The sequence below is a fragment of the Pseudomonas sp. NPDC086278 genome (assembly GCF_050280905.1).
In the GTDB taxonomy this organism is placed as follows: domain Bacteria; phylum Pseudomonadota; class Gammaproteobacteria; order Pseudomonadales; family Pseudomonadaceae; genus Aquipseudomonas.
In genome coordinates this window covers 1-13,773 of record NZ_JBNNWE010000126.1, presented here as the reverse complement: position 1 = coordinate 13,773, position 13,773 = coordinate 1, and the positions used below count along the sequence as shown (strand labels likewise).

At 56.9% G+C, this 13,773-nt stretch carries 12 protein-coding genes; 4 read left to right on the top strand and 8 right to left on the bottom strand.

All coding sequences use genetic code 11. From position 1 onward, the window contains the following. The 3 genes from ACQKP4_RS26255 to mnmG form a co-directional block, all read right to left on the bottom strand. Window positions 1–480 (bottom strand): ParA family protein (locus ACQKP4_RS26255; protein ID WP_427636858.1); only part of this gene is annotated, 480 nt, incomplete at its 3' end. An 18-nt stretch (window positions 481–498) separates the two neighbouring features. Then, on the bottom strand, window positions 499–1,143 hold the full coding sequence (gene rsmG / locus ACQKP4_RS26250) for a 16S rRNA (guanine(527)-N(7))-methyltransferase RsmG (protein ID WP_427636857.1): 645 nt from the start codon (window positions 1,141–1,143) through the stop codon (window positions 499–501). Continuing rightward, window positions 1,140–3,038, bottom strand: coding sequence for a tRNA uridine-5-carboxymethylaminomethyl(34) synthesis enzyme MnmG (gene mnmG / locus ACQKP4_RS26245; protein ID WP_427636855.1), 1,899 nt, complete (start codon window positions 3,036–3,038; stop codon window positions 1,140–1,142). Before mnmG ends, rsmG begins: the two co-directional genes overlap by 4 nt. A gap of 581 nt (window positions 3,039–3,619) precedes the next feature. On the opposite strand from mnmG, the gene ACQKP4_RS26240 reads away from it, so the two are divergent. The 3 genes from ACQKP4_RS26240 (at window position 3,620) to ACQKP4_RS26230 (ending at window position 7,629) form a co-directional block, all read left to right on the top strand. Further along, window positions 3,620–4,126 (top strand): sigma-70 family RNA polymerase sigma factor, encoded by a 507-nt coding sequence (locus ACQKP4_RS26240; protein ID WP_427636853.1) that lies wholly within the window; start codon window positions 3,620–3,622, stop codon window positions 4,124–4,126. Continuing rightward, window positions 4,126–5,073, top strand: a complete 948-nt coding sequence (locus ACQKP4_RS26235; RefSeq protein ID WP_427636852.1) for a FecR domain-containing protein — start codon at window positions 4,126–4,128, stop codon at window positions 5,071–5,073. Before ACQKP4_RS26240 ends, ACQKP4_RS26235 begins: the two co-directional genes overlap by 1 nt. Before the next feature lie 120 nt (window positions 5,074–5,193). Further along, entirely contained in the window at window positions 5,194–7,629 is a 2,436-nt protein-coding gene (locus ACQKP4_RS26230) for a TonB-dependent siderophore receptor (RefSeq protein WP_427636851.1), read from the top strand. A gap of 44 nt (window positions 7,630–7,673) precedes the next feature. On the opposite strand, the gene mnmE is transcribed toward ACQKP4_RS26230, so the two are convergent. From mnmE to rpmH, 5 genes are all read right to left on the bottom strand, one after another. Continuing rightward, window positions 7,674–9,044, bottom strand: coding sequence for a tRNA uridine-5-carboxymethylaminomethyl(34) synthesis GTPase MnmE (gene mnmE / locus ACQKP4_RS26225; protein WP_427636849.1), 1,371 nt, complete (start codon window positions 9,042–9,044; stop codon window positions 7,674–7,676). 79 nt (window positions 9,045–9,123) lie between these two features. Further along, on the bottom strand, window positions 9,124–10,809 hold the full coding sequence (gene yidC, locus ACQKP4_RS26220) for a membrane protein insertase YidC (RefSeq protein ID WP_427636847.1): 1,686 nt from the start codon (window positions 10,807–10,809) through the stop codon (window positions 9,124–9,126). A 2-nt stretch (window positions 10,810–10,811) separates the two neighbouring features. Next, window positions 10,812–11,057: a membrane protein insertion efficiency factor YidD gene (gene yidD, locus ACQKP4_RS26215; RefSeq protein WP_052966011.1), complete on the bottom strand. Its 246-nt coding sequence runs from the start codon at window positions 11,055–11,057 to the stop codon at window positions 10,812–10,814. Continuing rightward, window positions 11,050–11,451, bottom strand: coding sequence for a ribonuclease P protein component (gene rnpA, locus ACQKP4_RS26210; protein WP_202027651.1), 402 nt, complete (start codon window positions 11,449–11,451; stop codon window positions 11,050–11,052). The genes yidD and rnpA overlap by 8 nt, the downstream gene beginning before the upstream one ends. A 16-nt stretch (window positions 11,452–11,467) precedes the next feature. Next, window positions 11,468–11,602, bottom strand: coding sequence for a 50S ribosomal protein L34 (rpmH, locus tag ACQKP4_RS26205; RefSeq protein WP_003213577.1), 135 nt, complete (start codon window positions 11,600–11,602; stop codon window positions 11,468–11,470). A gap of 566 nt (window positions 11,603–12,168) precedes the next feature. Here rpmH and dnaA point away from each other — a divergent pair. Then, window positions 12,169–13,692 (top strand): chromosomal replication initiator protein DnaA, encoded by a 1,524-nt coding sequence (gene dnaA, locus ACQKP4_RS26200; RefSeq protein ID WP_427636845.1) that lies wholly within the window; start codon window positions 12,169–12,171, stop codon window positions 13,690–13,692. Window positions 13,693–13,773 lie beyond the last annotated feature (81 nt).

Genomic DNA, 13,773 nt, shown 5'->3' with positions numbered 1-13,773 from the left:
GTCGCTCAAACCTTCGAGCGCAAAGTACTCGCACTGCATGGGGATAATTACCCCGTCAGCGGCGACCAATGCGTTCAGGGTCAGCATCGACAGCGACGGCGGGCAGTCGATCAGAATGTAATCGTAGTTTTCACGGATCGGCGCCAACGCGCTGCGCAGGCGGCTTTCCTTCATCTGCATTTCCAGCAACACCACTTCCGCCGCCGTCAGGTCGCGGTTGGCCGGCAACAGTTGGTAACCACCGTGTTCGGAAAAGTGCATGGCTTGCGCCAGATCGCATTCGCCGATCAACAGGTCGTAGACCGAGTTTTCCAGGCCGTGCTTATCCACACCGCTACCCATGGTGGCGTTGCCCTGTGGATCGAGATCGATCAACAACACCCGGCGCTTGGTAGCCACCAGCGATGCTGCGAGGTTGATGCAGGTGGTGGTCTTGCCCACACCACCCTTTTGGTTCGCTATCGCGAATACCTTAGCCATTCTTGCTTGTGTTCCCAATCATGCCGTGCGGCGCAGTATCAGCAGATGGCGTTGGCCTTGGCAACCGGGTACGGCCAGGGCGTGTTCGCTATCGAGGTGGAAGTCTGCCGGCAATGCTACCAGCTCATCGGCCGGATGAACGCCCTTCATTGCCAGCCAGCGCGTATCGGCGTCACCCAGGTGACGCGTCCAATTGCTGAAGTTCTCCATGCTGCTGAACGCCCGGGAGATGATCCCGTTGAATGGCTGTGCAGGCTGGAAGGCTTCGACGCGGCTGTGGATAACTTGAAGGTTATCCAGTTTGAGTTCGAGTTTGACCTGGGTCAGGAAGCGGGTTTTCTTGCCGTTGCTGTCCAGGCAGGTCACTTGCGACTCCGGAAACAGGATGGCCAACGGAATGCCAGGCATGCCGCCGCCGCTGCCAACGTCCAGCCAGCGACCGTTTTGAACAAACGACATCACGCTCAAACTGTCGAGCAAGTGACGAGAGACCATTTCATCCGGGTCGCGCACGGCGGTCAGGTTGTACGCCTTGTTCCATTTGATCAACAGGGCCAGATAACCCAGCAGCAAGGCGTGCTGGGCTTCGGTCAGCGTGACACCCAATTGGCGAGCACCTGTGGATAACTCTTCGGCATGTTGCGAGGTGACCAACGAACTCAAGCGCTTTGCTCCAACTGACGGCCCGCGCCGCGTTTTTTCAAATGAATCATCAACAGCGAAATGGCTGCAGGCGTGACGCCCGGGATACGTGACGCCTGGCCCAATGTCTCTGGACGGGTCGCACCGAGCTTGCTCTGGATCTCTTTGGAGAGACCGGAAATGTTCGTGTAGTCGATATCCACAGGCAGTTTGGTGTCTTCACTGGCCCGCAGGCGCGCGATTTCATCCTGTTGACGATCAATGTAGCCGGCGTATTTGGTCTTGATTTCGACCTGCTCGGCAACCTGCTGATCTTCTGCGCCCCCACCGGTCACGGCGATCAGGCCAGCGTAGTCGATTTCCGGACGGCTCAAGAGATTGAGCAAGTTGTATTCATGGGTCAGCGGCGTGCCGAACTTCTCGGATATGGCATCTCCCTGTTCGGTGCCCGGGCGAACCCAGGTACTTTTCAGGCGTTGCTCTTCCAGATCGATGCTTTCGCGTTTCTTGCAGAACGCCGCCCAACGGGCATTATCGACCAGACCCAGCTCGCGACCTTTTTCGGTCAAACGCAGGTCGGCGTTGTCTTCGCGCAGGATCAGGCGGTACTCGGCACGGGACGTAAACATCCGGTACGGCTCTTGAGTGCCGAGCGTAATCAGGTCATCAACCAGCACGCCGATGTACGCCTCATCGCGACGCGGGCACCAGGCGTCTTTGCCTTGAGCACGCAGCGCGGCGTTGGCCCCGGCCAGCAAACCCTGGGCGCCGGCTTCTTCGTAACCGGTGGTGCCGTTGATCTGACCGGCGAAAAACAGACCGCCAATCACTTTGGTTTCCAGGTTGTATTTCAGGTCACGCGGATCGAAGTAGTCGTACTCGATGGCATAGCCCGGACGAACAATGTGCGCGTTTTCCATGCCGCGGATCGATTGCACGATCTGCAATTGCACGTCGAACGGCAAGGAGGTGGATATCCCGTTGGGGTACAGCTCGTGGGTGGTCAAACCTTCCGGTTCGATAAAGACCTGATGGCTTTCCTTGTCGGCAAAGCGATGGATTTTGTCTTCAATCGACGGGCAATAACGCGGGCCGATGCCTTCGATCAAGCCTGCATCGGAATACATCGGCGAACGGTCGAGGTTCGCGGCAATGATTTCGTGGGTGCGGGCGTTGGTGTGGGTAATCCAGCAACTGACCTGTTTCGGGTGCTGCTCTTTGGACCCCATGAACGACATCACCGGGATCGGCGTGTCGCCTGCCTGTTCGGTCATCACCGAGAAATCCACGGAACGACCGTCGATACGCGGCGGCGTACCGGTTTTCAAACGACCGACACGCAATGGCAATTCACGCAGACGGTGAGCCAGGGCGATCGATGGCGGGTCGCCGGCGCGACCGCCGGAATAATTCTGCATGCCGATGTGGATAAGTCCACCGAGGAAGGTGCCAGTGGTCAACACCACGGAATCTGCGAAGAAACGCAGGCCCATTTGGGTGACAACACCGCGCACGGTTTCCTGTTCAACGATCAGGTCATCAGCGGCTTGTTGAAATATCCACAGGTTCGGCTGGTTTTCCAGGGCTTCGCGGACAGCGGCCTTGTACAGAACCCGATCAGCTTGAGCACGAGTGGCTCGCACGGCCGGGCCTTTGCGGCTGTTCAACACGCGAAACTGGATGCCACCCTTATCGGTCGCCATGGCCATCGCGCCACCGAGGGCATCGATTTCCTTGACCAGGTGGCTTTTGCCAATCCCGCCAATCGCGGGGTTGCAACTCATGGCACCAAGGGTTTCCACGTTATGCGTCAGCAGCAGGGTTTTTGCCCCCATACGTGCTGACGCCAGTGCTGCCTCGGTACCGGCATGACCGCCGCCGATGACGATCACTTCAAAACGGGAAGGGAAATCCACCACGCACCTCGTGCCTGCTTAAGTAGGTAATTCAGGAATAGTTTGGGCCCGGGTTTCTGGACCAGGTCGGCAAGTATAGGGACTTCGCCCTTCCTAAAGAACCCTTTGCACAAAATTTAACCAGCTGTGGAGAAGTCGCGGTTATAGAAATTAAAAAGAAAGAAATTTATTAAATCTTTGTTTTTATGTTTATTTCTACTGAGGCAAGTTTCTGTGGATAGATTGATACAGGTCTTTAAATTCAATGTGTACAGAGATTCAAAACCCTGTGCTCATGTGCCAATGAGGCCCTTGGATAACCGGTGTAAGCCTGTGGATTAAAGAGGTGGTTATCCACAGGCGCGGTTATCTTCAGTTTTGAGGCCTTGTTATCAACTGCCCTTAGTGGCAGTTATTCACAGGGCTTAATCCACAGTTTTTTCTGATTTAGCCGAAACGCAGACGTAAAAATTGCTCCTGCGGGGCTCAATGCAACTGGTCAGGGACTGGCAAACAACAGCAATCGAGCCGCCGGGGGCTATTGTGAGAAAACGTAACAGAAACTAATAATAGGCATTATCATTAACTTGCCTTGTCTCTCTATGTCCTTACCCTCCCACACGGCAGCCGTTCAGCACATCTACGAGCAGCACCATTCCTGGTTATACGGGTGGCTCAAGGGCAAATTGCATGACGCGTGCGATGCGGCGGATGTAGCGCACGATACGTTCGTACGCATCCTCGGCGCGCGCAATGCAGCGCAGATCCGCGAACCCAGGGACTATCTGGCCACCGTTGCACGAGGACTGGTGATTGATCGCTATCGCCGGCGGGCTATAGAAGTGGCCTACCTCGACACATTGGCAGCGCGCCCTGACGCCACTGCGATCAGTGAAGAAGACAAGGCCTTGATCATCGAAACTCTGGTGGCTGTGGATAAAGCCTTGACCAGTCTCGGTGCCCGAGCCCAGCGCATCTTTATGTTGTCGCAGATCGAAGGGCTGACTTATCAACAGATCGCCATTGAACTGAAGGTTTCGCTGACCACGGTGAAGAAGCACATGATTCGCGCCCTCACCGAATGTTCACTGATCATGGCGGGCCTCTGATGTCGGCCGCGCCTGACCGTAAAGTGTTTGAAACCGCCGCCAGCTGGTATGTGCAGTTTCAGAGCGAACCCCCTTCGCTCGCCCAACGACAAGCCTGGCAGCACTGGGTCGACAGCAATCCAGCGCACCTCGCCGCCTGGAACCAGATGGAACAACTGCAGCGTCACCTGGGCGCAATGCCGCGAGACCTGACGCGCCGCGCACTCTCCTCCACCCAACAACGGCGGCAAGTGCTCAAACTGCTATTGATCCTCGCAGGCACCGGCTACGTGGGCTGGAATGTTCAGCAGCACACTGCGCTGGGCAATGTCTGGGCCGACTATTCAACCAAGGTCGGCCAACGACGGAAAATCGAACTCGCTGACGGCAGTCAGATTCACCTGAACACTCAGACGGCAATCGACGTCTTGTTCGACGGGCAGCAACGCTTGATTCGTTTGCGCTCCGGGGAAATCCTCATTCGCACGGGGAAGCTTGGCGACTCCCGACCGTTTTTCGTCGAAACCCGAGAAGGCCGGATTCAAGCCCTGGGCACGCGCTTTTCGGTACATCAGCTTTCGGGTTCGACTCGCGTTGGCGTGCTGGAAGACCGCGTCAGCCTGCAACCCAGTGCTCAAACAAGCAGCCCGCAGCTATTGAAAGCGGGCGAAGGTGCCGATTTCACCAGCAACAGCGTCGGCGCGATTCATCCTTATCGGGTATCAGAAGCGGCCTGGATCAACGGCCAATTGATCGTGCTGGATGCACAGTTGGGCGATGTCATCGACGAACTGGGACGCTATCGCTCCGGGGTCCTGCAATGTGACGAGCGTTCTGCACGACTGCGGGTGTCCGGCACGTTTCGGCTTGATTCCACCGATGCGGTGCTGGCCAACCTGCAAGCTTCACTGCCCATTAGCGTGCGTTATTTCACCCGCTACTGGGTGTCGATCAGTCAGACCGGTTGATGGGTTCAAATGCCTCGGGAAAATAAATACGCGCCAGGGTTATCTTTTTTAACCCTGACACGGCCCTACAGGTAATCGCGATAAACGCGGCTCTTCGCCACCTTCAGGGCTTATCCATCCATGCGACTTCCTACGTTCCGCCTGCGCTTTTCTCACCCTTGCATCGCCTACAGTTTATTGATGACCAGCGCCGTGAGTGGCGTGCTGACGACGCCGTATGCGGTCGCCGCCAGTGCCACGCAACGCTACGCCATAGCAGCCGGCCCACTGGACAGTGCCCTGAGCCAGTTCGCCTCGGCGGCCAATGTGATTCTGTCGTTCTCCCCCCAGCAAACCGGGCAGATGCGCAGCCAGGGACTGGCCGGCAGTTATTCCATCGAACAAGGTTTCTCGGTGTTGCTGCAGGGCTCCGGAATGCAGGCAGTACCTCAGGCGCCGGGCAGTTACATCCTGCAGCCGGTGCCGCAGACCGGGTCTTTGGTCCTTGGAGCCACCAACATCACCGGCGTGCAAGCGAACGAGATGAACCTCGATTACGCCACGGACGTGGGTTACAAGGTCGCGAACAGCCGGGTGGGTACGAAAACCAGTACACCACTGTCGGAAACACCGCGTTCGGTGTCGGTTGTCACTGAACAACGCATGAAAGATCAAAAATCCCAGACCCTCACCGATGTGCTGGGTTATGTGCCGGGCATCTTCGCGCCACCGTTTGCCGCCGGCGACAGCCTGGCCGGTGACCTGTTTTTCATTCGCGGTTTCAACGCGACGGATTATGGCTACGGCCTGCTGCGAGACGGCCTGCGCGTGCAGGGTAATCGGTATGACACCAGCACCGAACCGTACGGCCTGGAGCGCGTCGAGATTTTCCGCGGGCCGTCGTCGCTGCTTTACGGCGAGAACGCGCCCGGTGGTTTGGTCAACCTGGTCAGCAAGCGCCCGACCGCCGCGCCTCAAGGTGAAGTGCAACTGAGCTACGGTTCCAACAATCGGCGTCAATTGGGCGTGGATGTGTCCGGACCACTGGATGAGAGCGGCAATATTCTTGGTCGCGTGGTGATGCTGGGCCGCAATGCCGACACCCAAACGGACCATGTACCGGACGATCGCCTGTACATCGCGCCGTCGCTGACCCTTAATTTCGACGACTACAACACGTTGACGCTGCTGGCCAACTACCAGAAAGACCACACCAACATGGAACTTGGCCTACCGGCTGCCGGGACGTTGCTGACAAATCCCAACGGCCAGTTAGCCAAGGACACCATGCTCGGTGATCCCGACTGGAACACCTTCGAGCGGGAGACCTGGAGCACGGGGTATGAATTTACCCACAGCTTCAACGACGATTGGCAGTTCCGGCAGAACTCGCGCTACATGCAGTCGCGCATCACCCGCCATGAAACCTGGCCGGGCAACCTCAACAACGCCGGTTTCGGCACGCGCCTGAACATGACCGCCTACGACCGTTTCAACAAGTCGATGGTGTACTCGCTGGATAACCAGCTGGAAGGCAAATTCAACGTTGGCGGCCTGGAAAACACGGTGCTGTTCGGTGGCAGTTTTGACCGCACCTCCTTCAATCAGGATTGGAACGCGGGCCTGGTTGGGCCGATCAACATCTATAACCCGGTTTACTTGCGTGACCCGCTCACGCCGATCGCGGTGCAAAACACCCTGCTGGAACAGCAAATGAAAGGTGCTTATGCACAGATCCAGAGCAAGTACGACCACTGGCTGTTCCTGCTGGGCGGTCGACAGGATTGGGTAGACAGTGATTTTCGCGACAAGGTGGCCAAAGGCAGCAACATCAGCTCCGAGGACAAGAAGTTCACTTACCAGGGCGGCATGATGTACCAGTTCGACAACGGCCTGACGCCGTATGTCAGCTACTCGACTGCCTTCGTGCCGGTGCAGCAGATTTCCAATTCCGGTGCGCCGCTGGACCCCATCACCAGCAGCCAGTATGAAGTGGGTCTCAAATACGAACCGATTGGTTGGGATACAGCGATCACTGCGTCGGTCTACGACCTGCGCAAAAAGGACGACACCTACTTCGACGCCACGACCGCCAGCTACCGCCAAGTGGGCGAAAGCCGTTCCAAAGGTGTCGAACTGGAACTCAACAGCAACCTCACCCCCAACCTGAACGTGACGGCTGCCTACACGTATACCGATGCGCGGATTACCAAGGACGCGGCGACTTCCTTGGTCAAAGATCATCAAATGACTGGCGTACCGCGTAACCAGGCCTCGGTCTGGGCAAAATACCGCTTCCTCGAAAGCAGCCTCAAGGGCCTGTATGTCGGGGGTGGCGTGCGTTATTTCGACAGTGCGTTCGCTTACACGGCGCCCACTCTTTACGGCAAGCTCGATGCCGGAGACGTCACATTGGTGGATGCAGCGATCGGTTATCAGATTGATCGGAACTGGACCGTCGACCTGAACGCGAAAAACCTCTTCGACAAGGAATATGTGTCTGGCTGTAACGATGCAGGACGCTGCTACTGGGGTGAAGATCGCACCTTGCTTGGCTCGGTCTCGTACAACTGGTAAAGCGACGCAAGAGGCTGTGGATAAGTTACCCACAGCCTCCTGCGTTATTTACCGATGCAGAAACTTGAAAAAATGCGCCCCAGCAGATCATCGGAGCTGAACGCACCGGTGATTTCGCCCAAGGCATGCTGCGCCTGACGCAAATCTTCAGCCAACAACTCACCGGCACCCGCCAGGGTGAGCTGGGCGCGACCGTGTTCGAGTGACGCGCTGGCGTGGCGCAATGCTTCAAGGTGACGCCGGCGAGCACTGAAGCTGCTTTCCGATGTTTGCTCGTAGCCCATGCACGCCTTGAGATGGTCGCGCAGCAACTCCAGACCTTCACCCGCAGATTTGGCACTCAAACTGATGGTGACATGGCCATCCTCGCTGACTTCCAGGGCAATCGCTTCGCCCGTGAGATCCGCTTTGTTGCGGATCAGCGTTACCTTGGCCGGATCAGGCCGCACTTCAAGGAATTCTGGCCACAAGGCAAACGGATCGAGGGCTTCAGGCGCACTCGCGTCGACCACCAGCAGCACCCGATCTGCTTCGCCGATGGCTTTCAATGCTCTTTCGACACCGATTTTTTCCACCTGGTCGTCGGTATCGCGCAGGCCCGCGGTATCAACCACGTGCAGCGGCATGCCATCAATGTGGATATGTTCGCGAAGGATGTCCCGGGTCGTACCGGCAATCTCGGTCACGATCGCCGCTTCACGGCCCGCCAGTGCGTTGAGCAGGCTGGATTTACCGGCATTCGGTCGACCGGCAATCACCACGGTCATCCCGTCCCGCAGCAGCGCACCCTGGCCTGCTTCGCGCAGTACTGTGGATAACTCGTCGCGCACTTTATCGAGCATGCTCAGCACGTGGCCATCGGCGAGGAAGTCGATTTCCTCCTCGGGGAAGTCGATAGCCGCTTCGACATAGATCCGCAGGCCGATCAGTTGCTCGGTGAGGTTATGCACACGCTGGGAAAACGCGCCTTGCAGAGAACGCAGGGCATTTCTTGCGGCCTGTGCAGAACTGGCTTCGATCAAATCGGCAATGGCTTCGGCCTGAGCCAGGTCGAGTTTGTCATTGAGAAAGGCGCGTTCGCTGAATTCCCCCGGCCGGGCCAGCCGGCAACCCAATTCCAGGCAACGCTTAAGCAGCATGTCCAGAACGATCGGGCCGCCGTGGCCCTGAAGTTCCAGCACGTCCTCACCGGTGAAGGAGTTGGGGCCCGGGAAATACAGCGCGAGGCCCTGATCCAGGACCTCATCGTTTTCGCCAAGGAACGGACCATAGTGGGCGAACCGCGGCTTCAGTTCGCGACCGCTGAAGGCCTTGGCTGCAACGCTCGCCAAAGGCCCGGAAATACGGACGATGCCCACGCCGCCGCGACCTTGAGCGGTGGCGACGGCAGCGATGGTTTCACGAGGAACGCTCATACACCGGTATCCAGACAAAAGAGACAGATAGCAAAACGCCCCACGAGGGGGCGTTTTGAGTGGTTATCCACAGTGTAAATCAAGCGGCTGCTTTGGTAGCCCGTTCGATTTTACGCGTGATGTACCACTGTTGGCTGATGGACAGGCAGTTGTTGACCACCCAGTACAGCACCAGACCCGCCGGGAACCACAGGAAGAAGAAGGTGAAGATGATTGGCATCAACTTCATCACCTTGGCCTGCATCGGATCCGGAGGCGTTGGGTTCAAACGCTGCTGGATGAACATGGTTGCGCCCATGATGATCGGCAGGATGAAGAACGGATCCTTGATCGACAGGTCGGTAATCCACAGCATGAACGGCGCTTGGCGCATTTCAACGCTTTCCAGCAGAACCCAGTACAGCGAAAGGAAAACCGGCATCTGCACGAGGATTGGCAAGCAACCACCCAGCGGATTGATCTTCTCTTTCTTGTACAGCTCCATCATGGCTTGCGACATTTTCTGCCGGTCATCGCCATGTTGCTCTTTCAGCGCGGCCAGTTTCGGAGCCACTGCACGCATGCGTGCCATGGATTTGTAGCTGGCGGCCGACAGAGGGAAGAACAGACCCTTGATCAGCATGGTCAGGAAGATGATCGACCAGCCCCAGTTACCGACAATGGCGTGGATGTGTTGCAGCAGCCAGAAGATTGGCTGGGCAATGAACCACAGGATGCCGTAGTCGACGGTCAGTTCCAGACCTGGGGACAACTCTTTCAGCACAGCCTGGCTTTTCGGGCCGGCGTACAGCACTGCGCTGACTTCACCTTTGGCGCCTGGCGCAATGGTCAATGCCGGAGCGGTGTAGCCGATGATGTAGTTGCCTTTGCTGTCTTTACGGGTCTGGACGACGTTGTTTTCGCCCTTCGCCGGAATCCACGCGGTCACGAAGTAGTGTTGCAACCAGGCAACCCAACCACCGTTGACGGTTTCTTTCAGCTGGCCTTTGTCCATGTCCTTCATGGACACTTTCTTGTACGGCTCGTTACTTGTCCACAGGGCTGCGCCCAGGTAAGTCGCGGTACCGGTGGCGGTGCTGGAAGACGGATCGGAGCTGGCGTCGCGCTTCAGTTGGGCGAACATCGCACCCGACCAAGGCTTGGTGCTTTCGTTGTCGATCAGGTAGGAAACGGTTACGTCGTACAGGCCACGTTTCAAGGTGAAACGCTTGATGTAGTTGACGCCGTCCTTGCTGAACTTCAGGTCTACGACCAATTGGTTCTGACCGTCAGCCAGTTGGTAGATCTTCTTCTCGGAGGAGTAAACCGGACGACCGGCAGGACTTGCGTCCGGGCCGTCGACGCCGATCAAGCCGCTTTGCGCCAGATAAGTCCGCTCGTTGCCATTATCGAACAGCTGGAATGGAATTTCCGGATGGTCCTGGCGACGTGGATACAGCGGCAACGTCAACTGGGCAACATCACCACCTTGTGGATCGATGGCCAGGTTGAGCACATCCGTTTTGATCTGGATGAGGTCTTTGCTGGCTGCTACTGCGGTTTCAACAGGTGCAGTGGCGCTGGTATCGCTTGCGGCGCGTGGAATGTCGTCACTGACAGAAGCATTATTGCCAGTCGCCGTGTCCGGTAGACCCGGTGCGGTAGTACTGGAAGCAACATTCTGAGTCGGCAGGGCAGCCTGGCCATAGTCCTGGTTCCATTTAAGAACCATAACGTAGGACACGATTGCCAGGGCGACGATCAGGATCGTGCGTTTGATATCCATGATTACTCGGCCATCGAAGAAGAACGGGAGGTAGGGATAGATGGAACCGGGTCATAACCACCGGGATTCCACGGATGACAGCGACCTAAACGACGAAAGGTCAGCCAGCCACCGCGCAGAAGGCCATGATTTTCTATGGCTTCATACGCGTAGCAGGAACAACTGGGGTAGAAACGACAGTGGCTGGCCATCAGGGGACTAATGGCATAGCGATAAAACTGGATCGGAACGAGCGCCAGTTTACGCATCGGTACTGTCTACCCCTACAGTTTCGGTTTTGACTGCTGGTACCGGCGTGCTGCGTGCCAGACGCTTCCAGAGTTTGCCGAAATGCTGAATCAATTCGGGGTTTTCTACGTCACCCAAACCTTTGCGCGCGACGATAACAATGTCCCAGCCGACCAGTGAATCCTGGTGCAGACGGAACGATTCGCGCATCAGACGTTTGAGGCGATTGCGCTCGACGGAGAGCTTTACGCTCTTTTTCCCGATAACCAGCCCGAGACGGGGGTGATCAAGATCGTTGTTGCGCGCAAGGAGCAGGAGATTTTTCCCCGGAACCTTGCCGGTAGGGGAGTCAAAGACTGCCTTGAAATGCCGGGGGGTAAGCAAACGCTTTTCCCGACTGAAGTCCTGACTCACCTCCAGTGCCGGATTATCAAACTGCCAGACGCGCACGACCTTTGGCGCGACGACGCGACAGGACGGCACGACCGTTCTTGGTAGCCATGCGAGCACGGAAACCGTGGGTACGAGCGCGTTTGATAGTGCTTGGTTGGAAAGTACGTTTCATTGTCGTGTTACCTGGTTCGTCCACAACGGGCCGGAATGGCCCCCGTTTTAAGAGACCGGGGATTCTAGAGAAAGCAAGCCTCTAGGTCAATTTCCAACCAGCGTTTCCTTATAAATAGATCTCCTGAGGTTTTGTTCTCGATTAACCGGCCATTAGAAATAGAAATAAGAAAGGAATTATTTAAAGCTTTTCTGTAAAGCTTATAAAAGCTAGGCACGCGGTCTTCTGTGGATAACTGCCTTGAGCCCTTCTAAACCGCGCTGTACAGAGAATGACAACTACGGTGGAAAACAGGGGGCAGGCTGTGCTGCGCTGTCGGATAACCTGTGTGTGAAAGGGCTCTTTATCCACAGGCTGGTTATCCACCGAGTTTCCCCCCTACTTGTGCAACGATCTCAGGCCCGGTTATCCACAGAGCTTATGCACAGACCGTTGGTCGTCTTTTTTGCGTATAAAACGTTGATTCTTATTGGTCAGTGGCGAACCTTCGTGTGGATAAGTCGGCGTCTGGTCGCTACAATGGCCGCTTGTTTTTGCCTCACCGGCTTTCAACTTAGGGGATATCCGTGTCAGTGGAACTTTGGCAGCAGTGCGTGGAGCTTTTGCGCGATGAGCTGCCTGCCCAACAATTCAACACTTGGATCCGTCCACTACAGGTCGAAGCCGAAGGCGACGAGTTGCGTGTCTACGCACCGAACCGCTTTGTTCTCGACTGGGTCAACGAAAAGTACCTGGGTCGTGTTCTTGAACTGCTTGATGAGCATGGCAATGGCCTGGCGCCGGCGCTTTCCTTATTAATAGGCAGCAAGCGCAGTTCGGCACCGCGTGCCGCACCGAATGCGCCGTTGGCCGCCGCAGCGTCTCAAGCTCAAGCTGCACAGGCGCCCGTGAATGCCCCTGCGCCAGCTCCGACAGCCAGCGCGCCCGCCAAACGCACGACGCAAAAAATGGCTGAAGTCAGTGAGGAGCCGTCTCGCGACAGCTTTGACCCGATGGCTGGCGCCAGTTCGCAGCAGGCCCCGGTTCGCTCCGAGCAGCGCACCGTGCAGGTTGAAGGCGCGCTCAAGCACACCAGTTACCTGAACCGCACTTTCACCTTCGAGAATTTCGTCGAGGGTAAGTCCAACCAACTGGCCCGGGCTGCGGCCTGGCAAGTAGCGGACAACCCGAAGCATGGCTATAACCCGCTCTTCCTTTATGGCGGCGTTGGCCTGGGTAAGACCCACTTGATGCACGCGGTGGGTAACCACCTATTAAAGAAGAACCCGAATGCCAAGGTCGTTTACCTGCATTCGGAGCGTTTCGTGGCCGACATGGTCAAGGCGTTGCAACTGAACGCGATCAACGAATTCAAGCGCTTCTACCGTTCGGTGGACGCCCTGCTGATCGATGACATTCAGTTCTTCGCCCGCAAGGAACGTTCGCAGGAAGAGTTTTTCCACACCTTCAACGCCCTGCTCGAAGGTGGTCAGCAGGTCATTCTCACCAGTGACCGCTACCCTAAAGAAATCGAAGGCCTTGAAGAACGCCTCAAATCGCGCTTTGGCTGGGGCCTGACGGTAGCCGTCGAGCCGCCCGAGCTGGAAACCCGCGTCGCGATCTTGATGAAAAAAGCCGACCAGGCCAAAGTCGATCTGCCGCACGACGCTGCGTTCTTTATTGCCCAACGGATTCGCTCCAACGTCCGTGAGCTGGAAGGCGCGCTTAAACGCGTGATCGCCCACTCGCACTTCATGGGTCGCGACATCACCATCGAGTTGATCCGCGAATCCTTGAAAGACCTGTTGGCGCTGCAAGACAAACTGGTCTCTGTGGATAACATTCAGCGTACCGTCGCCGAGTACTACAAGATCAAGATCTCCGACTTGCTGTCCAAGCGTCGTTCACGCTCGGTGGCACGTCCGCGCCAGGTTGCGATGGCGTTGTCCAAGGAATTGACCAACCACAGCCTGCCGGAAATCGGCGATGTGTTTGGCGGCCGCGACCACACGACTGTTTTGCACGCGTGCCGCAAGATCAACGAACTTAAGGAATCCGACGCGGACATCCGCGAGGACTACAAGAACCTGCTGCGTACACTGACTACCTGATAAAGGCCAATTCGTCATCGCCCAGCACTTCGACGCCGATCCCGGTGTTGATGCCGTAGTTGAAGGTTTGATCCAGCCATT

Coding starts and splice junctions, on each gene's coding strand:
- ACQKP4_RS26240 (WP_427636853.1), top strand. CDS start 3,620: ATGTCCTTACCCTCCCACACGGCAGCCGTTCAGCACATCTACGAGCAG.
- ACQKP4_RS26235 (WP_427636852.1), top strand. CDS start 4,126: ATGTCGGCCGCGCCTGACCGTAAAGTGTTTGAAACCGCCGCCAGCTGG.
- ACQKP4_RS26230 (WP_427636851.1), top strand. CDS start 5,194: ATGCGACTTCCTACGTTCCGCCTGCGCTTTTCTCACCCTTGCATCGCC.
- mnmE (WP_427636849.1), bottom strand. CDS start 9,044: ATGAGCGTTCCTCGTGAAACCATCGCTGCCGTCGCCACCGCTCAAGGT.
- yidC (WP_427636847.1), bottom strand. CDS start 10,809: ATGGATATCAAACGCACGATCCTGATCGTCGCCCTGGCAATCGTGTCC.
- yidD (WP_052966011.1), bottom strand. CDS start 11,057: ATGCGTAAACTGGCGCTCGTTCCGATCCAGTTTTATCGCTATGCCATT.
- rpmH (WP_003213577.1), bottom strand. CDS start 11,602: ATGAAACGTACTTTCCAACCAAGCACTATCAAACGCGCTCGTACCCAC.